General features: G+C 32.8%; 24 protein-coding genes and 1 riboswitch. Of the genes, 13 read left to right on the top strand and 11 right to left on the bottom strand.

The features are described from left to right. Positions 1–161 precede the first annotated feature (161 nt). The 6 genes from MUA21_RS09885 (at position 162) to MUA21_RS09860 (ending at position 6,475) form a co-directional block, all read left to right on the top strand. On the top strand, positions 162–1,328 hold the full coding sequence (locus tag MUA21_RS09885) for a SulP family inorganic anion transporter (protein ID WP_262561171.1): 1,167 nt from the start codon (positions 162–164) through the stop codon (positions 1,326–1,328). Between the two features lie 6 nt (positions 1,329–1,334). Beyond that, positions 1,335–2,459 carry an amidohydrolase gene (locus MUA21_RS09880; protein WP_073343923.1) on the top strand — a complete coding sequence of 375 codons (1,125 nt, stop codon included), beginning with the start codon at positions 1,335–1,337 and terminating at the stop codon, positions 2,457–2,459. A 78-nt stretch (positions 2,460–2,537) separates the two neighbouring features. Beyond that, positions 2,538–3,419: an SDR family oxidoreductase gene (locus tag MUA21_RS09875; RefSeq protein ID WP_070037559.1), complete on the top strand. Its 882-nt coding sequence runs from the start codon at positions 2,538–2,540 to the stop codon at positions 3,417–3,419. 103 nt (positions 3,420–3,522) lie between these two features. Further along, positions 3,523–4,134, top strand: coding sequence for a flavin reductase family protein (locus tag MUA21_RS09870; RefSeq protein WP_064209351.1), 612 nt, complete (start codon positions 3,523–3,525; stop codon positions 4,132–4,134). 86 nt (positions 4,135–4,220) lie between these two features. Further along, positions 4,221–4,321: riboswitch (SAM riboswitch) on the top strand. Between the two features lie 113 nt (positions 4,322–4,434). Continuing rightward, positions 4,435–5,721, top strand: a complete 1,287-nt coding sequence (locus MUA21_RS09865) for a Na+/H+ antiporter NhaC family protein (protein ID WP_107525410.1) — start codon at positions 4,435–4,437, stop codon at positions 5,719–5,721. Positions 5,722–5,968: 247 nt separating this feature from the next. Continuing rightward, entirely contained in the window at positions 5,969–6,475 is a 507-nt protein-coding gene (locus MUA21_RS09860) for an SRPBCC family protein (RefSeq protein WP_262561168.1), read from the top strand. A 152-nt stretch (positions 6,476–6,627) separates the two neighbouring features. Here MUA21_RS09860 and MUA21_RS09855 read toward each other — a convergent pair whose 3' ends face one another. After that, positions 6,628–7,398 (bottom strand): MurR/RpiR family transcriptional regulator, encoded by a 771-nt coding sequence (locus MUA21_RS09855; protein ID WP_046208498.1) that lies wholly within the window; start codon positions 7,396–7,398, stop codon positions 6,628–6,630. A 209-nt stretch (positions 7,399–7,607) separates the two neighbouring features. Here MUA21_RS09855 and MUA21_RS09850 point away from each other — a divergent pair, with 209 nt between their 5' ends. Further along, positions 7,608–9,206, top strand: coding sequence for an alpha-glucoside-specific PTS transporter subunit IIBC (locus MUA21_RS09850; protein WP_107525411.1), 1,599 nt, complete (start codon positions 7,608–7,610; stop codon positions 9,204–9,206). Between the two features lie 336 nt (positions 9,207–9,542). Here the strand turns inward: MUA21_RS09850 and MUA21_RS09845 are convergent, their stop codons facing one another. Beyond that, on the bottom strand, positions 9,543–10,073 hold the full coding sequence (locus tag MUA21_RS09845) for a hypothetical protein (RefSeq protein ID WP_046208496.1): 531 nt from the start codon (positions 10,071–10,073) through the stop codon (positions 9,543–9,545). Positions 10,074–10,329: 256 nt separating this feature from the next. On the opposite strand from MUA21_RS09845, the gene MUA21_RS09840 reads away from it, so the two are divergent. The 3 genes from MUA21_RS09840 (at position 10,330) to MUA21_RS09830 (ending at position 12,264) form a co-directional block, all read left to right on the top strand. Continuing rightward, positions 10,330–11,244, top strand: coding sequence for a bile acid:sodium symporter family protein (locus MUA21_RS09840; protein ID WP_107525412.1), 915 nt, complete (start codon positions 10,330–10,332; stop codon positions 11,242–11,244). Between the two features lie 180 nt (positions 11,245–11,424). Continuing rightward, positions 11,425–12,069 carry an HAD family hydrolase gene (locus MUA21_RS09835; RefSeq protein ID WP_073343901.1) on the top strand — a complete coding sequence of 215 codons (645 nt, stop codon included), beginning with the start codon at positions 11,425–11,427 and terminating at the stop codon, positions 12,067–12,069. A 3-nt stretch (positions 12,070–12,072) separates the two neighbouring features. Beyond that, entirely contained in the window at positions 12,073–12,264 is a 192-nt protein-coding gene (locus MUA21_RS09830) for a hypothetical protein (RefSeq protein WP_107525413.1), read from the top strand. Between the two features lie 75 nt (positions 12,265–12,339). On the opposite strand, the gene MUA21_RS09825 is transcribed toward MUA21_RS09830, so the two are convergent. The 3 genes from MUA21_RS09825 to MUA21_RS09815 form a co-directional block, all read right to left on the bottom strand. Next, positions 12,340–12,525 carry a hypothetical protein gene (locus MUA21_RS09825; protein WP_046208492.1) on the bottom strand — a complete coding sequence of 62 codons (186 nt, stop codon included), beginning with the start codon at positions 12,523–12,525 and terminating at the stop codon, positions 12,340–12,342. Then, entirely contained in the window at positions 12,522–12,881 is a 360-nt protein-coding gene (locus tag MUA21_RS09820; protein WP_073343895.1) for an SND2/TMEM208 family protein, read from the bottom strand. Before MUA21_RS09820 ends, MUA21_RS09825 begins: the two co-directional genes overlap by 4 nt. A 111-nt stretch (positions 12,882–12,992) precedes the next feature. Next, positions 12,993–13,823 carry a formate/nitrite transporter family protein gene (locus MUA21_RS09815; protein WP_107525414.1) on the bottom strand — a complete coding sequence of 277 codons (831 nt, stop codon included), beginning with the start codon at positions 13,821–13,823 and terminating at the stop codon, positions 12,993–12,995. 309 nt (positions 13,824–14,132) lie between these two features. On the opposite strand from MUA21_RS09815, the gene MUA21_RS09810 reads away from it, so the two are divergent. After that, the gene (locus MUA21_RS09810; RefSeq protein WP_046208490.1) at positions 14,133–15,521 is read left to right on the top strand and encodes an amino acid permease; all 1,389 of its coding nucleotides are present in this window, start codon (positions 14,133–14,135) and stop codon (positions 15,519–15,521) included. A 214-nt stretch (positions 15,522–15,735) separates the two neighbouring features. Next, positions 15,736–17,175, top strand: coding sequence for an alkaline phosphatase (locus MUA21_RS09805; protein ID WP_262561166.1), 1,440 nt, complete (start codon positions 15,736–15,738; stop codon positions 17,173–17,175). A 128-nt stretch (positions 17,176–17,303) separates the two neighbouring features. Here the strand turns inward: MUA21_RS09805 and MUA21_RS09800 are convergent, their stop codons facing one another. The 5 genes from MUA21_RS09800 to MUA21_RS09780 form a co-directional block, all read right to left on the bottom strand. Further along, positions 17,304–18,179, bottom strand: a complete 876-nt coding sequence (locus MUA21_RS09800) for a MurR/RpiR family transcriptional regulator (protein WP_107525416.1) — start codon at positions 18,177–18,179, stop codon at positions 17,304–17,306. A gap of 3 nt (positions 18,180–18,182) precedes the next feature. Further along, on the bottom strand, positions 18,183–19,622 hold the full coding sequence (locus tag MUA21_RS09795; RefSeq protein ID WP_262561165.1) for a PTS transporter subunit EIIC: 1,440 nt from the start codon (positions 19,620–19,622) through the stop codon (positions 18,183–18,185). A gap of 43 nt (positions 19,623–19,665) precedes the next feature. Next, positions 19,666–20,553: an N-acetylmuramic acid 6-phosphate etherase gene (murQ, locus tag MUA21_RS09790; RefSeq protein WP_107525418.1), complete on the bottom strand. Its 888-nt coding sequence runs from the start codon at positions 20,551–20,553 to the stop codon at positions 19,666–19,668. A 6-nt stretch (positions 20,554–20,559) separates the two neighbouring features. Continuing rightward, a complete protein-coding gene (locus MUA21_RS09785; RefSeq protein WP_107525419.1) occupies positions 20,560–21,609 on the bottom strand; it encodes a MupG family TIM beta-alpha barrel fold protein in 1,050 nt (349 codons plus the stop codon). A gap of 97 nt (positions 21,610–21,706) precedes the next feature. Next, entirely contained in the window at positions 21,707–22,036 is a 330-nt protein-coding gene (locus MUA21_RS09780; RefSeq protein WP_262561162.1) for a hypothetical protein, read from the bottom strand. Between the two features lie 117 nt (positions 22,037–22,153). On the opposite strand from MUA21_RS09780, the gene MUA21_RS09775 reads away from it, so the two are divergent. Then, entirely contained in the window at positions 22,154–22,885 is a 732-nt protein-coding gene (locus tag MUA21_RS09775; RefSeq protein WP_046208483.1) for a CPBP family intramembrane glutamic endopeptidase, read from the top strand. 33 nt (positions 22,886–22,918) lie between these two features. Here the strand turns inward: MUA21_RS09775 and MUA21_RS09770 are convergent, their stop codons facing one another. Further along, complete coding sequence (locus tag MUA21_RS09770) at positions 22,919–23,611, bottom strand: helix-turn-helix transcriptional regulator (RefSeq protein ID WP_107525421.1); 693 nt, start codon at positions 23,609–23,611, stop codon at positions 22,919–22,921. Positions 23,612–24,044: the final 433 nt, after the last annotated feature.

The following is a 24,044-nucleotide window of genomic DNA, read 5'->3' as shown; positions in this document are numbered from 1 at the left end:
AGGAATGGAATCAAAAATGTTGATTTGTCCTCGCTCTATTCTTATTTTTTTATTCAAGTTTTCTAAAAATAGAAATTTAGAAGTTCAAAAAATTAAGTTAATAAAATATTTTGACAATTATGATAGTATAGTAATTAAAGGGGCTTGGGGGTGAGTATGGTGTGAGTAATGCTGGGTATATTGAACAATGGAAAGGTAACATAGTACAGAATATACTTTCAGGTGTATTACTTGCACTTGCATTGTTACCTGGTGCAATTGCTTTTTCATTTATAGCAGGCGTGAATCCGACAATCGGTATGTTAAGTACTGGTTTAATGATGCTTGTACTTAGCTTGACTGGAAATAGAACCTTGATGGTATCAGCACCAAGTAGTGGTGTATCTTTAGTCGTAGCACCTTTAGCTGCAAGTCATGGGATGCAAGCTGTCATTTTAGCAACTTTATTTATGGGTATCATCCAAATTTCATTTGGGTATTTTCAAATTAATAAATGGTTAGAATTGATACCTGTCGGTGTTGTAATTGGATTTATGAATGCACTAGGTATATTATTATTTACATCTCAGCTAAAGAATATTTTAGGTATTTCTATGGCAACTTATATCGTTGCAATCATGTCATTTTTTATTATTTGGTTGGGCGGTCAACATATCAAAATTATACCTGCACCATTGATATCCATTATTATACTGACAATATTTTCGTGGGTATTAAAACCTGATATAAAATATGTGCACGATTTGTCTTCAATACATATTAAACTACCTTATCCAACTATCCCTATTGAAATATTAAATGTTAACTTTCTCCTAATTACATTGTTTTATGGTTTGATGATGGCTATTGTTGCAATCGTTCAAACGACTTTAACAGCAAGAATGATGGATGAAGTAACAGCTACAACTAGTGATAAAAATCGTGAATCAATAGGTCAAGGCATAGCTAATTTAGTAGTAGGATTATTTGGCGGTTATGGTGGAAGTGCGCTTGTTAGTCAATCGCGTTTTAATGTAACAATGGGGGCGAACTCTAGAGTTTCGACGCTTGTTACCGGAAGTTTTTTACTGGTAAGTTTATTTGTTTTTGGTGAAATTATAGGACATATTCCAATGGCTGTTTTAGCTACCGTGCTTATTACAATTTCATTGAATACATTTGATAGACGAACAATACCCTTTATACGTAAGTCACCTTTAGTAAATGGATTCATGGTAATACTTACGATGGTACTTATTTTAATCTCTAATAATTTAGCGCTCGGCGTTGTGATTGTAACAATACTATATTATATTTTAAAACGTTTTATAAATTTAGAAAGGACGTGACGTGTCATGCCACAATATGAAGACTTTGTAAAATGGAGACGTACATTTCATCAATTTCCAGAATTGTCAGATGATGAATATGAAACAACGAAACGATTGAGACGTATTTTAGAAAGTTATGAAATTAAAATTTTAGATATACCGTTGGAAACTGGTTTGATTGCTGAAGTAGGTCAAGGAGATACGTTTATTGCTGTTCGATCGGATATAGATGCTTTGCCAATTAATGAAGAAGTTGTACATGAATTTACATCAACTAATGAAGGTATTATGCATGCTTGTGGTCATGATATCCATATGGCAAGTATTTTAGCAACAGCTACAAAATTAAAAGAAATTGAAGATCAATTAAAAGGTAGAGTACGTTTTATTTTTCAACCTGCCGAAGAGCTGGGATATGGTGCTGTTAAATTAGCTGAGACAGGTGCCATTGATGGTACAAAAGCTGTGCTTGGTTATCATAATTATCCTACTATGGATATAGGTACATTGGCAGTGAAATCTGGTGCCGTGACATCCTCTGTAGATCGCTTTGAATTTAAAATTAAGGGTAAAGGTGCACATGCAGCAAAGCCTGAACAAGGTAATGATCCAGTCATCGTGTTAGGTCAATTAATCAATAGTGTTCAATCCATCGTCAGCAGAAATTTATCTGCTTTTGATAATGCAGTCGTAACGATTGGAGAAGTATCTTGTGGTAATACATGGAATGTTATTGCAGATCAAGCTTATGTACAAGGTACAGTGAGAAGTTTTGATGAAGGTATTCGCACATTCATTGAGAAGAGATTGAGAGAAATTGGGAGTGGATTGGCAGAAGTATTTGATGTTGAAATTGAAACACAATATATACGATTACCAGGCGCAGTAATCAATGACGAAAAATTAACAGACGATGCAATTAACGTTGCTAAACAAGTAGGTTACAATGTGAATATAATGGAACAGCCATTAACTATTGGTGAAGATTTTTCTGGGTTTGCCAACAAGTATCCAAGTGTATTTGTTTTTATTGGATCTAATAGTGACTATGATTTACATCACCCCAAATATGATCCCGATGAACGCATTTTAGAAAAAGTACCAGATTACTTTGTAACATTTGTACAGAAATTATTGAACGAAACTTAAAAATATAATCTTGTGTTATGGGCGATTTAATTTGGGTAAAAAATAATTACAACCATTATTTTTTGAGGAGGATTAAGCATGGCGTCTCAAGATCCTAGAAAGAAATATTCAAATGCAGATTTTCCAAAACAAGAGCAACCCGTTCCAGGTTTACAAAAAGATCTGAACCCTAAACCAGATTGTGGAGAAACTTCTTATACCGGTTATGGTAGATTGAAAGGTTTAAAGATGTTAGTAACAGGTGGAGATTCAGCTATTGGTAGAGCAGCAGCTATTGCGTATGCTAAAGAAGGTGCTGATGTTGCAATCAATTACTTGCCATCAGAACAAGAAGATGCTGAAGAAGTAGAAGAAGTTATTACATCGGCAGGACAACAAGCTGTGCTAATACCGGGTGATTTACGCAATGAACAATTCAATTATGAGTTAGTAGAACGTGCATATCACGCGTTAGGTGGATTAGACAATGTTACACTCGTAGCTGGACATCAACAATATAGAGATACACTAAAGGGCTTCGATACAGCGTCATTTACTGAAACCTTTGAAACGAATGTGTATCCAATATTTTGGACTGTACAAAAAGCGATTGATTATCTTGAACCAGGTGCTACAATTACGACAACGTCATCGGTACAAGGTTATAACCCAAGTCCAATTTTACATGATTATGCAGCATCAAAAGCTGCAATCATATCGCTAACTAAAAGTTTGTCTGAAGAACTAGGAGCTAAAGGCATCCGTGTTAACTGTGTTGCACCAGGACCATTTTGGTCACCACTTCAAATATCAGGTGGACAACCACAATCCAAAATTCCAACATTTGGACAAAAAGAAGTGCTTGGCAGAGCAGGTCAACCTGTAGAATTAGCAGGCGTTTATGTTCATTTAGCAGCTGATGAATCAAGTTACACTACTGGCCAAGTATACGGGGTTACAGGTGGTACACAATTAGATTAATTTGATAGATGGCTATTTCAAAGTGATTCGTGCTTAAATGAACAGTTATGCACTTACATTTTGACATAGCCACTTTTTATTTATGAAAGGAAAGTGAATTTTTGTGAAACATTTTAAAGCAAGTGAATTGTCTAAAAGACAAAACTATAAATTATTGAGTGGTAGTGTCATACCTAGGCCAATAGCCTTTGTGACATCTCAAGATAAAAATGGTAAGTTAAATGCGGCACCGTTCAGTTTTTTTAACGTGGTGAACAGTGCACCACCGATGATTATGATTTCTACAGGACGCTCAGAAGGTAAACGTAAAGACACTTCACTTAATATTGAAGAGACTGAAAATTTTGTAGTACATATCACTGATGAAACAAACGTAGAGCAAATTAACCGTACAGCTGCACCATTGGATCGTACTGAAAATGAATTAGAACGAACAGCGTTAACCCTTGTCGACTCAGAACTGATAACTGTACCTGGTATTGAACAGGCGAAAATACGTATGGAATGTAAATTAGAGCGGATTATATCATTAGGAGATACTGATGAGGGGTCAGATCTAATCATTGGAGAAGTCGTGATGTTTCATATTAATGAAAACGTGTATTTTGAAGACAGTAAGATTAATGCACAGGCACTAGAAGCCGTGTGCCGTTTAGCTGGAAATGATTATGCCACGATTGGTGATACATTTACGATTGTTCGGCCAACGGAATAACCTTTGAAGTAAAATATCATTTCATATTATGATTATATAATTGACGAAGTGGCATGAATAGTGTACTGTTATAAAATAAATAAAATAGCTTATCTAGAGAAGTGGAGGGACTGGCCCATTGAAACTTCGGCAACATGGTAATGCGTGTGCCAATTCCAGTAGCATAAAGTGTGCTAGAAGATAAGATTAAAGATGTATCGATTTACTCTTTTCTTCTATGAGAAAAGAGTTTTTTATTTTTTATGGTAAGCAAAATGAATGATTGACTAAAAAAGTAATGATAAAGAAAGTTGGTTTTGTATGACGGAAAATAAAAAAGGTAACGCATGGGCGCTTGTGCCATTAATCATTTTTGTAGGTATATTTTTAGGTGTGGGCGTTATTACTGGTGACTTTTCAATAATGCCACTCAATGTTGCAATTATTATCGCATCCATTGTGGGTTTGTTGATAAATAAAAAAGAAACATTTTCTAAAAAAGTAGATGTATTTACTAAAGGCGCTGGACATTCAAATATTATTTTGATGATGTTAATATTTCTACTTGCGGGTGCATTTTCTCAAACTACAGCAGATATGGGGGGAGTCAAGTCGACGGTAAATTTAGGACTATCCTTTATTCCAGAAAACTTAATTATCGTCGGTTTATTTATCATTTGTATGTTTGTATCACTTTCAATGGGTACTTCAGTCGGTACAGTTGCAGCTATAGCGCCGGTTGGTTTTGGTTTGAGTCAGGCGACGGATGTATCTGCAGCGATAACAATGGCTACTGTCGTTGGTGGCGCAATGTTTGGTGATAATTTATCAATGATTTCGGATACTACAATTGCCGCTGTTCGTACTCAAAAAACTAAAATGAGCGATAAGTTTAAGGTGAACATAAAGATTGTATTACCAGGTGCGCTATTTACTGTTATAGTACTTTGGTTTTTAACGCATGGTGCTCAGATAGATACTACGAAATCATATGACTATAACTTTATTAAAGTTATTCCATACTTATTGGTACTGATTTTAGCACTGGCAGGTATAAATGTAATTATAGTGTTGATTGGTGGTACCGTATTATCTGCGATTATTGGACTGGTTGATGGATCATTCAACTGGTCAGGCTTGCTTAGTTCAATCTCAAAAGGAATTGTTGGTATGGAGGATATTGCGATTATTGCACTTTTAATTGGCGGACTTGTAGCATTGATACAACATAATGGTGGTATCACTTGGCTATTAAATTTTGTACGCAATAGGGTTAAATCAAAACGCGGTGCAGAATTAGGTATAGCGGGACTTGTGAGTGCTGCGGATATTTCGACTGCCAATAATACAATTTCTATATTAATGGCAGGCCCCTTAGCTAAAGATATTGCAGATGAATACGAGATTGATCCTAGGAAATCTGCAAGTGTTTTAGATATATTTGCGAGCTGTTTCCAAGGTTTATTACCTTATAGTCCGCAAGTTATAGCAGCAGCAGGCGTTGCGTCTATCTCACCAGTTTCATTAATGCCGTATTCAATTTATCCGATCATTCTAGGTGTTTGTGGCCTAATTGCAATTTTCTTTAGATTACCAAGATTAAAATAAAAAAGTTGATTAAAAGAAAGGGCAACAGTTTATATTATTTGATATAGACTGTTTGTCCTCTTTTTTAAGAAGTAAGATAGTATTAAAAAAGGGGAAATTTTGACGTTTACTGATTAATAACGATAGAATAAATAGGTTATCACTTTTAAAGGGGATATAAAGGAAAGTTGAATTTCATAGTATTATTGTTTAGAAGTCTAGTATAATGAGTTAGAATAGTTATAAGAGTGAAAGTAGGTGAACAATCATGGCTAGATATAATGTGGAAAATGAAAACGTAGAAATTCAGTTGGAAAGACTGTTTAAAGTTGAACCTGAATTAGTATATCAAGCTTGGACTGAGCAACGATTTCTTAAACAATGGTTTATGACAACTGAACGAACGAATAAATCAATAGAGATAGACGCTGTACAAAACGGAAGCTATGAAATTATTGATGTTCGTAAAGGGAAAGAAAATATAGTGAAGGGTTCTTACGTTACTTTGAACCCAAATGAATATATTGTAATGACGATAGGGATGCCTGAATTAAGTGACTCTGAAGATACAATTGAAGTAGAGATGTTTGAAAGAGAACCAGGCATAACCCAAATGATTTTTAATTATACAGCTTATGTATCTAGGGAACGCAGATTGACATCATTAGAGTATAAGCAAAAGAAAAAGGAATATCATGATTCTACTGCGCATGGTTTTGAAATGTTATTTGATAAGCTGCAAACAACACTAGAAGAATATGAAGAGGAACAATAAAAAATCATTACAACCTAACTCAATAAATTAAAAGTGGGACTCAGGCATATTTGGGCAGAAGCTCATGTATCAGTCCCACTTGTGTAATAAATTGAGATGTTGACTAAGAGGCTGAGACAATTAATTTGTCCAGCTTTCTTTTATTTGATATGTTAATTATTTTGTGTGAATTGACCGTATTGTATACGCTCATTAAATTTACGTAGTACAGTTTCAAAAAAAATATGGTAGCTGATAAAGCTGGAATAATCAATGCCGTTTGTTAAATAAAAAGTGTTACTTGATACGTAGATATTATAATTTGCCTTTTGAGCCAAGGTGTTGTCTTGAAGCGTAGTAATAGAAATGAAATACTTTTGACGCAGTTGCAGTAAATTCGTTATATCGGATAAGTGATCAGTCTCGCCGGATAAAGAAATAATAAAAAACAAATCATTATCAGAAGCTTTATTTAATACCATTTTAAATTCATGTACATCATGTAATACAATAATATTTTTATGTATGGTCAATAAAATTCTTTGAGCTTCTTGCGCAACATTCATTTGAGCTAAACCTGTGCCATATAAATATACCGTTTCGGCTTGATATATTTTGTCAGTAACTAGGTCGTAATCGATACGCTCCAAATAAGTGAAGGTATTTTCAATTTCTTGTTTAAAAGCGTTCATAGAGTCAGAAGGTAATTGATGGACTTGTTCAGATTCAAATTTTAAGTATGATTTAAAATCACTGTAGCCATCAAAGCCGAGCTTACGAGTAAAACGATGAATACTTGCATTTGATGCATGTGTATAAGCCGCTAAATCTTGGATTTTCATTGTTTTACAATCTGATATATGTGTGTTTATAAAATGAGCGATTTGTAGGTCGTTTTCATTTAATTTATTAAAATTGTTATTTATGCGTTCATCTAAAAGCAACGTTATCACCTCAGAATTTTGAAAATATTTTCAAGTTTTGAAAATATAATCTTATTGTACAAAATTGTTCATAATGGCGTCAAACTATTGTTCTGATGTAAGCGTTTACTATAAAATCGATGGTAAATTGATCCATAATCATTTGAATAGAGAGATATTCAATTATCATAAGTGAATTATTTTGGAAATTTAGAAAAGGGGAACTTTATATGAATGCTATAAAGCGATTTGGAAGTGCAATGATTGTACCTGTATTGATGTTTGCATTTTTTGGTATTGTACTCGGTTTAGCAACATTATTTAAAAATCCTTCAATAATGGGGGATATTGCTGAAGAAGGTACAAATTGGTTCAAAATATGGTCAGTGATAGAGTCTGGTGGTTGGACAATATTTAATCACATGGAAGTGGTATTTGTTGTTGGCTTGCCATTATCTTTAGCTAAAAAAGCACCTGGACATGCAGCACTGTCAGCATTAATGGGATACTTAATGTTTAATACCTTTATCAATGCCATATTAACGCAATGGCCGCATACATTCGGAGCAAATTTGGAAAAGGGTGTAGAAAATGTAACGGGATTAAAAGCGATTGCTGGTATAGAAACATTAGACACGAATATCCTAGGCGGTATTATTATTTCAAGCATTGTCACATGGATACATAATAGATATTATAGTAAAAAATTACCTGAAATGCTTGGTGTATTTCAAGGTTTGACATTTGTAGTAACGATTTCATTTTTTGTCATGTTGCCAATTGCTTTAATTACTTGCATCATATGGCCAACGGTACAAAATGGTATTTCTTCACTGCAAGGATTTATTATTGGCTCGGGTTATATAGGTGTGTGGTTGTATCATTTTTTAGAAAGAGTATTGATACCAACTGGATTACATCATTTTATATATGCACCAATAGAAGTAGGTCCTGTTGTTGTGAATCATGGATTGAAAGCAGAATGGTTCGAACATGTAAATGAATTTGCTAAAAGTAAAGAACCATTAAAAGAATTATTCCCATATGGCTTTATGTTACAAGGTAACGGAAAAGTCTTTGGTTCAATTGGTATTGCTTTAGCAATGTATGCAACGACGCCAAAAGAAAATAGAAAGAAAATTGCAGCATTACTAATTCCAGCAACATTGACAGCGATTGTTGTAGGCATCACTGAACCATTAGAGTTTACATTTTTATTTATTGCACCTTATTTATTCGTTTTACATGCAATTTTAGCAGCAACGATGGATACGTTAATGTATGGTTTCGGATTAGTAGGTAACTTTGGTGGAGGATTATTAGATTTCTTTGCTACGAATTGGATACCTTTAGCCCAAAATCACTGGTTAACTTATATTATTCAAATTGCAATAGGTTTCGGTTTTACAGCGATTTATTTCTTCTTGTTCAAGTTTTTAATTATAAAATTTAATATTCCACTTCCTGGACGTAAAAAAGACGATAAGGATATGAAATTATATAATAAAGATGACTATAAAAATAAAGACGGTAAAGCACAAGTTGCTAAAAAAACTGAGTCAGCAAACGAGTTTGAAGCTAAAGCAATCTATTATTTAGAAGGTCTAGGTGGCAAAGAAAATATTAAAGACGTTACAAATTGTACGACACGTTTAAGATTGACAGTGAATGATGTCAATAAAGTTGAGGATAGTGATTACTTTACGCATAAACAAATGGCACATGGCTTAGTGAAAAGTGGGAAAAATGTGCAAGTCGTAGTAGGTATGTCTGTACCTCAAGTCAGAGAAGCATTTGAAAATTTAGTATTTGAAGAAAAAAATAAATAATAACGAGATTGCATATAAAACTTATGCACAAAAAAGGACTAATCCATATGATAATCATTAATGGATTAGTCCAATTTTTTATCAAAAACGCATCAATTAATTTTTGCATGCTTGTCAGTAGACATGGTATACACGGCGCGAGGATGGGCCTTACATTCTATTTTGTTTATAAGTGTCCACATAAAAAAACGTCATTTCTATACAATTACAATAAGCATAGACGTTTATGATTGGATGCTAGATCCTTGTATACATGATTTATGTTGATTAAATATCGTGAAATGGTAGCTAAATCAATTTTACTGTATATGTGAGTGATGTCGTACATTAATGTTTTTAAGAAATTCTCGTTTTATGCATTAAACGTGGTTGGTAGGTAGCACTGTAAACATCAATGTTGTGTGTTGCGATAGCGTGAATTAATTTAGAGAATACTGTAGGCGAACAAGAAACGTTGATGGTATTTCGATTGAAGGTATAAACAATTGTTTCAGTGTGATTGAGTAAATTCATAATATCGATAACTTTGTCTTTAATAAATGCATCATGAAGGCCGTCAACAGCGATTTCGAAACGCTTAGATGATAATAGTAAATGATCCAAGTCTAGTAGGTCTTGTGCATGATTATTTTCTAAAATTTGATAGATTAAATAATTGTGGAAGCTAAGAAAACTAATCAAATATGGTAGTTGTTGCTTGGGTAAATTCACTTCTAAAGCATATAAATGATTTTTTTTGAAAATAGTAAATTTGAACGATTTACAAAAGTGGACTTGTTTCAAAAGTTTTAACAAATTTTTGCGGATATGACGTTTATTTAAACCACTGATGTTTAAAACAAACGTTTCAGTTTTATCTAAAAACATATTATACCTCCATATCTATATAAAGTGACATACGTATATTAAAATTAATATTTAGTGCCCTTAAAATTATACATGTTTTAAATTCTATTAAATTGTACCACTCTTTTTAAAAGAAGACACTAGGTCTTTAGAACGAAGTATAAAATTTTGGAAATTCCTAGGGTTTTAAAGTCGAAATATTTAGAAAATTCTGTTGTTTCGATGTTCAAAATATGATACATTCTTCTTTATTAATACAGAGAGGGAAGTGTTTTAGATGTTATCAAAAGTAAGTAAGTTTGCAACGAATACGTTCTTAGTATGGATGCTTATTGCAGCTGTCATTGGTTTTATATTTCCAATGCAACTTTCTACTTTAAGTAATTGGGTACCTTATTTACTAGGAATTGTTATGCTAGGTATGGGATTAACCATAGACCCCAAAGATTTTAAAATCATATTTCAAGCACCTAGATCTGTAATCATTGGTGTGGTTTTGCAGTATACGATTATGCCTTTAAGTGCGTTTTTAATTGTCAAACTGTTTCATTTGCCTCCAGAAATTGCAATTGGTGTGATTTTAGTTGGATGTTGTCCAGGTGGTACATCTAGTAACGTTATGAGTTACTTAGCAAATGCAAATGTTGCATTGTCAGTAGCTATCACAAGTGTTTCAACATTACTAGCACCATTTTTAACACCAGCTTTAATATATTTATTTGCGCATGAATGGTTACAAGTTTCATTTATCAGTATGTTTTGGTCAGTCGTTCAAGTGATTTTAATACCAATAATCATTGGGTTTGTACTGCAAAAACTGTTCAAGACATTTGCTGACAAGACTGCCACTGCATTACCAATCGTTTCCGTTATAGCTATTTCATTAATACTTGCATCTGTAGTTGGTAGTAGTAAAGCACAAATTTTAGCCACTGGATTGCTTATTTTTGCGGTTGTCATTCTTCATAATTTGATTGGCTATATACTTGGTTATACATTTGCCAAAATCCTAAAATTAGACCGACCGGACAAAAAGGCAGTATCGATAGAGGTAGGTATGCAAAATTCAGGGCTAGCAGTTTCTTTAGCTACAGTACATTTCAACCCATTATCTGCAGTTCCAGGAGCCGTGTTCAGCTTAATACATAATATTACAGGTCCAATACTTGCAAAATACTGGAATAAAAGGTAAGTATCATTGATTTTAAGATAAAATTAGTATGAAGTTCTAAACTAAGAGGAAAACATTAATTTTTTCGTGTTTTTCTCTTAGTTTATGTTATCTCTGTCTTTGATAGGCTAGAGAAGTATAAAATATGATACACTGACAATAATTTGATTCAATTCTGTTAAATTATAGGAGGGGAAATGTATGTATCGCGCTGTGATATTTGATTTTGATGGTACAATTATAGATACAGAAAAACACTTGTTTGAAATAATAAATAAACATTTAAATCATTATGGTTTGGAAGAAGTTAGTTTAGATTTTTATCGTCAATCTATTGGGGGATTGGCTTCAGATTTGCATCAGTATCTAGAAGGCCAACTAGGACAAGAACGTAAAGAAAAAATATATCAAGAGCATAATGAAACGAGTATACATTTACCGATAGTTACACATATGAAACAACTTATGGATTATTGTAAAGTGCGCCATATACCCATGGCTATTGCGACAAGTAGTTTTAGAAACGATATTCAACCAACGTTTGATCAATTAGGATTAGATGCGTATATTGATGTTGTTGTTGGACGAGAGGATGTAGAAGAAATAAAGCCAAGTCCCGAACTATATTTAACAGCAGTTCAAAGATTAAACTATAATCCTGTTAATTGTTTAGCTATAGAAGACTCAGTCAATGGGGCAACTGCAGCGGTGAATGCTGGTTTAGATGTTATTGTAAATACGAATGATATGACGGAAAAACAAGATTTTAGTAACATAGTATATTTAGATAAAGACATATCAGGTACAGCTATCATTGAAAAATATTTTGAAAAAAGTAGAGGCTAAGTTATGAATGGTTATTTAATTTTATTTTTTTTAGGAGGACCAATTGTTTTAGCAATAGGAAATTTAGTTTTAGGACCTATTTTTAATAAAAAAGTCCCCTTAAAAATACAATTCCGGTCATTTATGGTTGGAAGTCTTATTTACTTATTCGGAGCTTTGGCCTTATATTATCTTATTTTACAAAATCAATTTTAATTTAAAACCCCTTATTTTGACATTGGAAAATGCTTCAATAAGGGGTTTTATAATATCGAAATGAAAAATGATAGTCTATTTTAAAAATTGAAGTATTAGTGTCACAATAACTAATACGAGTAATATAGAATCAATACCTACCATAATTGCAAAACGTGGATTTTTTTCTCCAGCAGCTTTAGATTTTTTTACAGCTTTTAAATTAGGGATTAAACTTACACTTAGTAAAATGATAACAACAATACCAATGAAAATACTCATGATTTATCACCACCATTTTTATGAGTATCGATATATTCCCAGATATACCCTGCAATGATACCAATAATCAATCCGGTTATGATACCGATTTTTAAAGCAGAAAATATAGCGCTGATTATGATTGCAATTAGTAGTGAAATAGGTAATGTAATACCAAATTTATATTTTCGCTCTGGTGAATTTACAATAGTAAAAATTAAGTAATATAGTATCCCAAATACAACAATCGTTAGTAAACTTTTTAGCATTAAATTTCCGGCAGAAACATCACTATCGCTAAAATAATTAATTAGGAAAAATAATATACCAAATATAATTGAAACTGTGATTGTACGTTTCAATAGATGTTTATTCATATTGAACTCCTTTATAATAAAATCTATTGAGCATTATATCATATAAAATTAGGAACTATAACTTCATGAACGTTAGACTCTAGCTCATCATTACAATAATGCAAGTTGTAGTCATTGTACTTTACTTTTTTGATATTGCTTATGGTCGTTTAAATAAGCATAGAACAAGCCTATTACTAAACCGCCTCCGATATAATTGCCGATACCTGCCCCTAGCAAATTGATTAAAGCAGGCATGGCTGAAAGTACATCACTATGGTAAACGACTCCACCTGCGAATAATACGGTATTATAAACAACGTGTTCGTAACCCATAAATGAGAAAATGGATACACCAAACATCATGACAAACATTTTTGCCAAAACATCATCAATTTGCATAGCTATGACAAGCGATATATTTATAAAGAAATTAGCAAAAATACCTTTTATAAGAATGGCAACAAAACCTGCCGTTAGTGTTTTATGATCAATTGTAGCTTCTAATTGTTGCATCATCTCAGGTGTCATAATGTCTGAGGAACGAATCAATAAGAAGAACACCAATCCACCTAAAGCATTACCAATAAAACAGAGTACAAATATTTTAAAAACGCGGATTGGCGAAATGACGCGATAATACAGTCCAACTGTAAAATACATAAAGTTACTCGTTAATAATTCGGAATTTGTAAAAAGTATTAACACTAAAGCAAAACTAAATGCAACCGCACCGACTATATTTGCAACGCCCATTGGAATATCAGAGGCTAATGAAGCTTTAATGAGCAATACAAAAACTGTAATCACACCTAAAATAAAACCAGCCATTATGGCACGTAATAGATAACGTTTTAAATAAAAACTTTGTAAAATATCTTTGGCACGAATTGTCTCTACGACATGATGAACCCACGCTTTACCATAAAAAACTTTATCCCATTTAATATTTTTTTCGTTCAAAACTTTATCCTCACTTTCTATTAATTAAAAATAGTATACTATGTTACAGTGTTTTTGTGAAAGAATTCACAAAATAATCATAATTAAATAGTGACACTCAATTAACTAAAGATAGTATTTAATTGTTCTCTATCATATTGAAATGAAAATATACATTGCGTTTTCTCTAAAAGTAATCTAAAATAAAAACATATGTAAGGGCTTACATAAATGAAAAATAATTGTTTTAATTTTTAGAATTTATAGTATAATAGCGTCATAATAAGTGAATTATTTTCACTTATATTTGAATGAGATGGGGTTTGAATGATGAATGAGAATAACGAATTACAAAGGGGACTAGGTGCACGTCAAATGCGGATGATAGCACTTGGTGGAACGATTGGTGTCGGACTCTTTATGGGGGCGACAAGTACGATTAAATGGACAGGGCCTTCAGTAATATTTGCCTATTTAATAGCTGGGCTGTTTTTATTTTTAGTGATGAGAGCTATGGGGGAAATGGTATATTTACACCCGACTTCAGGTTCTTTTGCAAACTTTGCAAGTGATTACATAAATCCAGTTGCTGGTTATCTGACAGCATGGAGTAATATTTTCCAATGGGTTGTTGTAGGTATGAGTGAGGTTATCGCCGTTGGAGAATATATGAATTATTGGTTTCCTGATTTACCACAATGGATACCAGGTATTATAGTTGTATTATTGTTGGCTGGTGCTAACTTAGTATCAGTTAAAGCTTTTGGTGAATTTGAATTTTGGTTTGCAATGATAAAAGTAGTAACTATTATCTTGATGATTATTGCAGGGTTCGGTTTGATTTTCTTTGGACTTGGTAATGGTGGAGAGGCTATAGGTCTTTCTAATTTATGGTCACATGGTGGCTTTATGCCTAATGGTTGGATTGGTTTCTTCTTCGCACTTTCTATTGTAATTGGTTCTTATCAAGGTGTTGAATTAATCGGTATTACTGCTGGTGAAACGAAAGATCCACAAAAAAATATTAAAAGTGCGGTTAATGGTGTTATATGGCGTATATTAATTTTCTATATCGGAGCCATTTTCGTTATTGTAACTGTTTATCCTTGGGATGAATTAGGAAACATTGGCAGTCCATTTGTTGCAACATTTGCAAAAGTGGGTATTACATTTGCTGCTGGACTCATTAACTTTGTAGTTTTGACTGCAGCGATGTCAGGATGTAATTCTGGTATATTTAGCGCTAGTCGAATGACGTTGAACTTATCTCAAAAGGGCATGTTACCTAAATTTTTCCGTAAAGTTATGAAAAATGGTGTTCCTATTTGGACGGTTACTGCAATAGCAATTGGTATTTTAGTTGGCGCGTTATTAAATGTTATTTTGCCTTTATTTATTAAAGGAGCAGATAGTATTTTTGTTTACGTATACAGTGCCTCGATTTTACCAGGTATGGTACCGTGGTTTATGATATTAATTAGTCATTTAAGATTCAGAAAAAATCACAGCGAAGAACTCAAAAATCATCCTTTTAAAATGCCAGGCGGCGCAATAACAAATTATATTACAATGGCGTTCTTTATCATGGTGTTAATCGGCATGCTATTTAATAAAGAAACAGTTGTTTCAGTTGTTATTGGTATCGTGTTCTTAGGTTTTATGACATTGTTCTATTATCTAAAAGGCTATCATAAATTAAGTGATGATCAGCAACTTTAAAAAATATAATAACACATCAATTTGTCAGCAATATTAAGTAGTCATAAATGATACATTTTTTTGTATCATTTATGACTTTTTTGTATATCCGTCATTACGTTGGTACACTTACATAAATGCTTTTACAAAAATTTAACAATAGAAAAATACTCACTCAAAACTCGTGCTTTAGAATAAAGTTGAGGTCATAATACATATCTAAAGGAGTTATTATATGAAAATACTTAATAAACTAGCTACTGCTACGATTGCAGGGACAATCATTGCCGGTTCATCATTAGGGAGTGTACAAGGGACTTATGCTGCAGGGAAAAAAGATGAGTCTAAAGATTCAAATCAGAATGCTAATGTAGCTTATATGGGTAATACAAAAAATCCTAAAAACGTTATCTTTTTAGTCGGTGACGGTATGGGACCTTCGTATAATTCTGCTTATCGTTATTTTGCAGATAATCCAGATACTAAAGAAATGGATCAGACCGCTTTTGATAAATATCTAATAGGGAGTCAACGTACAAACCCTAATGATCCAAAAGAAAATGTTACTGATTCAGCAGCTGGTGCAACCGCATTTAGTTCAGGACAAAAAACGTATAATGGAGCTATAGGCGTCGATGCTAATAAAAATAATGTTAAAACAGTATTAGAACAAGCTAAAGAAAATGGTAAATCAACTGGTCTCGTATCTACGGCTGAAATTACAGATGCTACGCCTGCTGCATACGCATCACACGTTGATGATCGTGATAAAAAGGATGAAATTGCTAAACAATTTTACAATGATAAAATTAATGGCAAGCATAAAGTTGATGTACTACTAGGTGGTGGTGCTGAGTATTTTGGCAAAGACAATGGCAATTTAAAAAACAAATTTAAAAAAGATGGTTACGATGTGGTTACAAATAAAAATGAACTACAAAATTCCAAAAGTAAACAAGTATTAGGATTATTTGCAGATAATGATATGCCATTACAGATAGACGCACCAGACAAAAATCCAAAATTAGTGGATATGACTGATAGTGCCGTAAATAAATTAAAACAAAACGACAAAGGATTCTTTTTAATGGTTGAGGGCGCTTCTATAGATAAATCAGGGCATCCAAATGATGTAACTGGGGTAATGTCAGAAATGTCTGGATTTGAAAAATCATTTGAATATGCTATGAATTATGCAAAAGAAAATCCAGATACACTTGTGGTAGCTACTGCAGATCATTCTACAGGTGGTATGTCTATTGCGAAAGGTAAAGATTACGTTTGGAACCCAGACGCCATTCACCAAATGAAACATTCAGGTAAATATATGACTGAAGAAATTAGCAAAGGCAAAAATGTGGAGAAAGTCATTAAAGATGGTTACGGTTTTGAAGTTTCAGAAGATCAAATGAATAAAATAAAAGATGAAGCTAAAAAACTTAAAGATCTTAAAAAAGATGAAAAAGCATATGAAAGTCAATTACAAAAGGTTCAAGATGCTGTACAAAAACCAATTAATGACAAATCAAATACTGGTTGGACTACTAATGGTCATACAGGAGAAGATGTAAATACTTATGCATATGGCCCTGGTAGTGATAAATTCAAAGGAAATATTGATAATACTGATAATGCCAAAAATATTTTCGACTTTTTTCAAAATGATGTAAAGTAAACAACTAACAAATAAATAGTGTTAGCGATAGATTAAAAACGAGAACGACATAGAAATCCTTTATCAAAATGCGATTTCTATGTCGTTCTCGTTTATGATGTTATTTAAAAAGTGATGTCAGCAATGATTTAGTGTTTAAACTGGATTTTAGACAAATGTTTACGATAATTATCAAGTGCCATTTTAGACTGTGTGATTGAGTCTAACGAACGTTGATAATTTAAAGCAATAAATCGATAATAAAGAATATCTACCGTAAAAAGTTGTGCAAATAATGATGTTGTTGCGGCCATGCGTAGTTCATTCTCATCAGTTTGACCATAAATTAAAGTATAATCAGAAATTTTAGCTACAGGATTATTGTTCGAGCTTGAAATCGTGATGATAGGTATATTATAGTCAGTTGCAACTTTTGCCATAGATTGCATTTCACTATGACTACCTTGGTTGGTTACAAAAATAATACAATCTTGTTCATCATGAGTAGCCATGGTAGTCATTAATAAATGCGTTTCTTGTATTAAGCGCACATTTAAACCAATCCGAGATAATTTTTGATATAAATCTGTAACAATAACGAGTGATGCCCCGTAACCAAATAAAAATATGGTACGCGCATGTTTTAATGTGTCACAGATGTCATCGATGTGATGTTGTTCAATTTGTGAAGCAACACAACTCATTGTATCTGTTGCTCGGGCTAACATTTTAGACTTGATAATATCGACGGATTCATTATCAATTAATTCCATATGATTATTGTTGATTGCATCTATAGGCAAATAACGTGAAATTGTAATTTTAAGTTCTTGAAACCCTTTTTCTGTTATTTTCTTGCTAAAACGTACAATGGATGCTGTACTTGTATTAATTTCATTTGAAAGGTCTTGGACAGACATATTAATGATACGATGAGGTTCGTTTAAAATAAAATCAGCAATTTTTTTTTCACTTTTTGTAAAAGTTTCATATATATTATCAATTTTATAAAGTACGTTGGTCATAGTTTAACCACCTAAGTTATCAGATTCTCTCATTGATTTTGTTGTACCTAAAAAGAAGGTGAAGAGGAAACCACCGGTGTAAGCAGCGATTAATCCTGCAATGTATCCTAAGTACATATGATCTGAAATCAAAGGTAACAATGAAATACCACTCGGTCCAATAGCGGTAGCACCGATGTGTCCAATACCACCAACCACTGCACCGCCAATACCGCCACCAATACATGCGGTAAAGAATGGTCTACCAAGAGGTAACGTGACCCCATAAATCAAGGGCTCGCCAATACCAAGGAAACCGACAGGCAGTGCACCTTTAATTGCATTTCTCAAAGTAGTATTTTTCTTACATCTTACCCAAAGCGCTAATGCGGCACCAACTTGTCCTGCACCTGCCATAGCAGCAATTGGTAGTAAGTAAGTAGCACCAGATTGATTGATCATCTCAATATGAATAGGCGTAAATATATGATGTAATCCTAACATAACTAATGGTAGGAAGAAAGCACCAATAATAAAGCCACTAAAGACGCCACCAATATTAATAACACCATTCACTACGGATACTAAACCGTCAGAAACAAAACCAGCTAAAGGCATAATGATAAAGATTGTTGATAATCCGATAACAAACAAAGTAATCGTAGGTGTTACGATAATATCAATGGCATTTGGTACAATCTTATGTAATCTCTTTTCTACGAGACTCAATAACCAAACAGCAAAGATAACACCGATAATACCACCTTGCCCTGCTTGTAAAGGTTCGCCTGTAAAAATATTAGTGATCATATTTTCTTCTGTTAATCCTGTTAGTAATGTCGTTCCTCCAATAACACCACCTAAACCTGGTGTTGCACCAAATTCTTTAGCAGCATTGATACCAGTGAAAATGGCTAAATATGCTAACATACCATCTTTAATTACGTTAAAAACAGTAACAAGTTGCGTAATCCATGAGCCAGATATGACCTCTGCAGCTAGTAAGTTGCTTAAAACTGCAGCAATACCACCGATTAAACCTGCACCAATAAATGCTGGAATCAATGGGATGAATATATTAGCGATTGTTTTTAATAATTTATTGAATTTGCCACGTTTTTGTTTACTTTGAAAAGCGGCTTTGTTTTCTTTGGCTCTTGCTTCAGTTTCTGCTTTATAATCTTTAGTTTGGTGAGGGATGGTTTCACCTAAACGCACACCACTCATTTCAGATATATGAGCAGCTACCTTATTAACTGTGCCAGGTCCAACGACTACTTGTACACGGTCGTCTTTGACCACGCCCATTACACCTTCCGTCGATTTTAATTTATCATAGTTAACTTTATTTTCATCGTGCACCTTAATTCTTACACGCGTCATGCAATTTATAACATTTTCCATGTTCTCTAAACCACCAACTGCATTTACAATACTTTCTGCAAGTTTTTGTTCTTTAGACATCATAAAACCCTCCTATATACATAAATTATTTTAAGTATTTGGTTTAATTTCTGATTGCTAGCTTAACGATGTGATTATTTTTTTCTAAACGCTGTTGTGCATCTGCTTTTGATGTATCACACATATGCATAACGATAGCAACTTTAAGGTTATGATCTGCAGCATGATATAGTTTTTCAGATTGTTGATAAGAAATGTCGCAGATATCTTGTATAATGCGTATGGAACGGTCAATTAATTTTTGATTTGTAGCTTTTACATCAACCATGAGGTTATCATAAACTTTACCGGCGCCAACCATTGTGATTGTTGAAATCATATTAAGTATTAATTTCTGAGCTGTTCCAGATTTTAATCTTGTAGAACCTGTTAAGACTTCAGGACCTACATTAACTTCAATTGCATTTTTAGCTATGCTACTTATTTTAGTGTTTGAATTGCATGAAATTGAAACAGTATGTGCACCAATGTGATTCGCATACTTTAATCCGCCGATAACATAAGGTGTATTACCACTAGCAGCAATACCGATTAAAACGTCTTTTTCATTAAGGTGAATATGATGTAAATCTTCTTCAGCCAAGGAGGTACTATCTTCAGCACCTTCAACAGCAACAGTCATGGCTCTTTGTCCACCTGCAATTAATCCAATGACTTCATCTGGAGACGTATTGAATGTGGGCACACATTCAGCAGCATCAAGCACCCCCAACCTTCCACTTGTTCCAGCACCGATATAAATAATTCGACCACCAGCTCTAAATTGTTTTGTAGTGATTTCTATGACTTTAGTCAAGTCTGGTATGACTTTTCTAATTTGTTGTGGGACTTTTTGATCTTCATCATTCATTGTTTTAAGAATTTCTGTTATAGACATCTCATCTAAATGCATTGTCGCTTTATTTCTAGATTCAGTAGTTAAATCACTCATAAATTTCTACTCCCTTGTTTTTATAATAAATTTAAATGTATCATTGGGCTTCATACAACGAATCAAACTGCGCTCAGCTTCACAAATTTCACCTATAACATTAATGTGAGGATGCGCTGGTAAGTCAGTTTTCAAAAGTTGTAATTCTCCTTGATAACGTCCGTTCAGTTTATTATCGATGGTAACTGTACCAGTGTTTCGAACTGTTGTATTATAAGTATTAATTTCACTTGTACAATAGTGTCTAGCTTCTTGTGAGCGAATTACATCTTGTGGGTTGTCTGGTCGTACAGTGTGAGGTTGCTGTAATATCTTAGTTGCTTGAATATCTAATAAATCAATTGTGAGTGTGAAAGTTCTATGACATAATACGTTCATTAATTGTTCGTCTAGTGGTGCGCTAATTTTAGTATCACCAATCAAAATTTGTGTTGTCAGATGATCTAATAATAGCTGTGCACTTTCGATAGGGTGTTGTGCTCTCGTTGATTCTATGGTTGGTAAACCTTTAAAAAGGGGGCCGCGTTTTGTAGTGCCTGGAATAAAACCGAAGATCGTTGCGTTTGGATTATACTTTAAAATTAGTGAGTTTTGAATATGAACAAATTCAGTTGTTAGACCTGTATCTGGCCGTGGATAATAGTTATGGCAATAGCATAAGTGTGTAAAATCATCTAGTTTTTCATAAAGCTGTTGAAGTAGTGATTCAGAAAGTATACTGGCATTTAAGCAACAGTGAAAACCATGTTGGATAATGTCATTAATAATTTCTATAGAAGTACTGTGATCAATACGAATCATAAATTGCGCATGATGATATGATTGCAAGAATTCATAAAAAGATTGATCCAGCAATGAAGGATTGATATCAATCATATACGTAAGTTGTTCGTCTGATAAATAATTTAAAAGTTCTCCCAAATAGCGATATTTAGATGTTTCGTCTTCCTCTGGAATTTGTACAGATGTGAAAATGGTCGTATATCCCAAAGCAATCATTCGTCTAATATATGATTTATCAATGGGTTGTCCTAAATAAATAGAAAAGCCATGCATTGTTATCACTCCTATATTGCTGTAATCGATTTCATTTTACAACACATGAAAAAGTATTACAATTTTAATTTTTAAAAAATCTCATTTTGAAATATTATTACAAAAACCCTTGTAATAACCTTTGTGTTTCCAATAATTGATTTTGTAAGGTATCGAGGTACTTAATTGTATTTCCAATAGTGAGTTCTTCAATGGGGTTGGTGTCATGGATTAAAAGGAATTGGTAATAATTATAATGGGGTAAAGAAAATCGTTGTAAGCTGATGTCTGAAAACACGATAAGTTCGTCTTTAATAAACTGTTGGATATCTTGTTTGTACTGTGCTTTCTTTTTATTTTGAGTAACGATAGCAAATTTATAAGTTTCAATTAAGTTTAATAGTTGGTTAATGCGTTGAGCGAGTTGATGAAATTCTAGATTATACATAAAATGCATCCTTTCGTATAAAAAATTTAAAATGATGAATATGATTTTCTGATTTTGTTAAGCATGGTAGGATATACACTATAAAATTAAAAATGAATTTAAAGGGGCTTTTAAAAAATGGAAAAAACAAAATATCGTTTTAAAGATATTGTATGGAAAGATTTTTTCCTTATTGCGATTTTAATTGTAAGTATGATTGTTTTTACAGTGATTGGTATTTTATTTAGTTTTGTTTTTGTAGATCATTTAACAGAAAAGATAGTGATTAAAATAAGTGTGGTTGTACAACTGCTATCATACGTAGTTACTGTGTTTAGCTTTTATTTTTTACATACCAAGGACTTTAAAATGAATTTGAAGAGAAATATAGCATTTATAAAGCAGCATTATTTATTTCTTATCATCGTGACGATTGTTATGATGGTTTGTAGTGGAATTTATAACATGGTGATGCAAATGCTACCCAATGGTATTGGGTTTAATGAAACTCAAAATGAATTAGAACTAATGAATTTATTTGATCAGCCGTCATTTTTACCGTTTACATTTTTGTTAATTGTAATTGGTGCACCATTAGTGGAGGAAATATTTTTTAGACATTTACTGATAGGTGAATTAGGGAAAAAATTTAATGCTATTGTAATGGGTGTTATTTCAGCCATTCTATTTTCACTAATGCATGTGATGGGAGCGGAATCTCCATTAGAAATAGGAAGTTATTTAATTTTAGCGATTGCTATGGTCTATGCATACATCAAATCAGGTTTTAAACTCATTGCAAGTGTAAGTATTCATATGCTCAATAATTTAATCTCATTTGTTTTTACGCTAATTACGTTATATACATAATGGACAAGGTTGAAAAAATCCCACTGAGCTTTTTTAGGACTCAGTGGGATTTAAAAATTGTTGATAGTTATTGATAGTAATATCTTGTGTTTTTATTTTTTTCTCAAATGAATATGAAATATCATGGATATCAACAATAGGTATTTCATTAGTTTTACCGAGACCAATTTCAAAAATAACTGCTTTCCATAATCCGTCTGTACATAATAAGCCTATAAAAATTACATTTTCAGTCATAATCTCATTATTTTTATTATACTCCATAGCCATCACATTTCTTTCGGTACAATAGATTAAGACTTCTGAAAAAATGGGCGGCAAGTCAACATGTGTTTGTTGATTGAATTTAATATATCGGTCTAGCTTTTTAAGCGCCCGTCTCATTTTCGTATAAGGTAAATTTAAACATTTTTTAATAATTGTGTTTATCTCTTCTTTATATGGAAGTGTAGTATATGATTGACTTTCATTCAATACTAAGAATAAAGCGGTGAGTTGCTTATCAGTTAATTCGAGCTCATAACTATTTGGCGTCTCTTGGAGTTGATAACCACCTAATTTTCCATGTTTTGCTAGAATTTTTACTCCCTGATCTTCTAAATCTTGAATATCTCTTAAAATTGTACGTTTCGATACATTTAAGTCTGTCGCGAGTTCTGAAGCGGTAATTTGCTTATTTTGTTGTATGGCTTGTACCAATTTATTTTGCCTTTCGCGTTTATTCATTAGAAAGTCACCTTCCAAATGATTACATATTACATTCATTATAGCATAAAAGTGACAATGACGACATTTATAAAGTTTTAAAAAAAGTTATAGAAAACGCTTACATTTTTCAGTTGTTTATGTTAGTATAATAATTAGTAACAAGGGGGTAGCGAAAAGATGACAAAGGGGTAGGCTATTACATATAGTTTTGTTAACATCTTTTTCGTACGAGTTACTAAGCAAACATCTTCAATATTTATTACTTACTTTCCTTTCTATAAGAGGCTGGGGCAATTAAATTGTCTCAGCCTCTTATCATTTTATTGAATATCATACTTATCGGTATAGAATAATGAAATCATTTATCGGACGATAGTGAATCGAATAGTTTGTTACCGTAATTATATTTATATGATAAAATAAAACAAATTATACATATGAAATAATTAAA

The sequence above is a fragment of the Staphylococcus ureilyticus genome, from assembly GCF_025558845.1.
GTDB classification, from domain to species: domain Bacteria; phylum Bacillota; class Bacilli; order Staphylococcales; family Staphylococcaceae; genus Staphylococcus; species Staphylococcus ureilyticus.
The sequence above is the reverse complement of the archived record's forward strand: the minus strand, read 5'-3'. Positions and strand labels throughout refer to the sequence as shown.

What these genes read in the sequence shown, in the direction of transcription:
- MUA21_RS09880 (WP_073343923.1), top strand. Translation starts at nt 1,335, where the DNA reads ATGCCACAATATGAAGACTTTGTAAAATGGAGACGTACATTTCATCAA.
- MUA21_RS09875 (WP_070037559.1), top strand. Translation starts at nt 2,538, where the DNA reads ATGGCGTCTCAAGATCCTAGAAAGAAATATTCAAATGCAGATTTTCCA.
- MUA21_RS09865 (WP_107525410.1), top strand. Translation starts at nt 4,435, where the DNA reads ATGACGGAAAATAAAAAAGGTAACGCATGGGCGCTTGTGCCATTAATC.
- MUA21_RS09860 (WP_262561168.1), top strand. Translation starts at nt 5,969, where the DNA reads ATGGCTAGATATAATGTGGAAAATGAAAACGTAGAAATTCAGTTGGAA.
- MUA21_RS09850 (WP_107525411.1), top strand. Translation starts at nt 7,608, where the DNA reads ATGAATGCTATAAAGCGATTTGGAAGTGCAATGATTGTACCTGTATTG.
- MUA21_RS09845 (WP_046208496.1), bottom strand. Translation starts at nt 10,073, where the DNA reads ATGTTTTTAGATAAAACTGAAACGTTTGTTTTAAACATCAGTGGTTTA.
- MUA21_RS09840 (WP_107525412.1), top strand. Translation starts at nt 10,330, where the DNA reads ATGTTATCAAAAGTAAGTAAGTTTGCAACGAATACGTTCTTAGTATGG.
- MUA21_RS09835 (WP_073343901.1), top strand. Translation starts at nt 11,425, where the DNA reads ATGTATCGCGCTGTGATATTTGATTTTGATGGTACAATTATAGATACA.
- MUA21_RS09830 (WP_107525413.1), top strand. Translation starts at nt 12,073, where the DNA reads ATGAATGGTTATTTAATTTTATTTTTTTTAGGAGGACCAATTGTTTTA.
- MUA21_RS09825 (WP_046208492.1), bottom strand. Translation starts at nt 12,525, where the DNA reads ATGAGTATTTTCATTGGTATTGTTGTTATCATTTTACTAAGTGTAAGT.
- MUA21_RS09820 (WP_073343895.1), bottom strand. Translation starts at nt 12,881, where the DNA reads ATGAATAAACATCTATTGAAACGTACAATCACAGTTTCAATTATATTT.
- MUA21_RS09810 (WP_046208490.1), top strand. Translation starts at nt 14,133, where the DNA reads ATGAATGAGAATAACGAATTACAAAGGGGACTAGGTGCACGTCAAATG.
- MUA21_RS09805 (WP_262561166.1), top strand. Translation starts at nt 15,736, where the DNA reads ATGAAAATACTTAATAAACTAGCTACTGCTACGATTGCAGGGACAATC.
- MUA21_RS09800 (WP_107525416.1), bottom strand. Translation starts at nt 18,179, where the DNA reads ATGACCAACGTACTTTATAAAATTGATAATATATATGAAACTTTTACA.
- MUA21_RS09795 (WP_262561165.1), bottom strand. Translation starts at nt 19,622, where the DNA reads ATGTCTAAAGAACAAAAACTTGCAGAAAGTATTGTAAATGCAGTTGGT.
- murQ (WP_107525418.1), bottom strand. Translation starts at nt 20,553, where the DNA reads ATGAGTGATTTAACTACTGAATCTAGAAATAAAGCGACAATGCATTTA.
- MUA21_RS09785 (WP_107525419.1), bottom strand. Translation starts at nt 21,609, where the DNA reads ATGCATGGCTTTTCTATTTATTTAGGACAACCCATTGATAAATCATAT.
- MUA21_RS09780 (WP_262561162.1), bottom strand. Translation starts at nt 22,036, where the DNA reads ATGTATAATCTAGAATTTCATCAACTCGCTCAACGCATTAACCAACTA.
- MUA21_RS09775 (WP_046208483.1), top strand. Translation starts at nt 22,154, where the DNA reads ATGGAAAAAACAAAATATCGTTTTAAAGATATTGTATGGAAAGATTTT.
- MUA21_RS09770 (WP_107525421.1), bottom strand. Translation starts at nt 23,611, where the DNA reads ATGAATAAACGCGAAAGGCAAAATAAATTGGTACAAGCCATACAACAA.